Source organism: Nonomuraea sp. MG754425 (genome assembly GCF_021699195.1).
GTDB lineage: Bacteria > Actinomycetota > Actinomycetes > Streptosporangiales > Streptosporangiaceae > Nonomuraea.
This window is the reverse complement of sequence record NZ_SSXE01000557.1, coordinates 1-333: the sequence shown is the minus strand read 5'-3', so window position 1 is coordinate 333 and position 333 is coordinate 1. Positions and strand designations below refer to the sequence as shown.

The following is a 333-nucleotide window of genomic DNA, read 5'->3' as shown; positions in this document are numbered from 1 at the left end:
TCTGACCGGCTGGACGTGTTCCGGTGCGCAGGCCGTGTCGTCCCCGGTGCACGGGGGTGCCGGGGCTGTTCGGGCGACGCCGCAGGGTAACGACCTGGCGCGTTGTCAGCAGGTCGTCTCCGTGCGGCCGAACACGACGTACCAGCTCTCGGCCTGGGTCCAGGGAAGTTACGTCTTCCTGGGAGCCACGGGGACGGGCGTCGACGTCAGCACCTGGGGCGCTCCCGACGGCCAGTGGGGCCGGCTCGCGACGTCGTTCACCACGGGTGCCTCGACCACGTCGGTGACGGTCTACGTGAACGGCTGGTACGGCCAGGGCGCTTATCTGGCCGA

The 333-nt window shown here is 70.3% G+C and carries 1 protein-coding gene; it reads left to right on the top strand.

All coding sequences use genetic code 11. The features are described from left to right. Positions 1-34: 34 nt before the first annotated feature. On the top strand, positions 35-333 hold a 299-nt coding region (locus tag FAF44_RS53955), incomplete at its 3' end, for a carbohydrate binding domain-containing protein (RefSeq protein ID WP_308193558.1).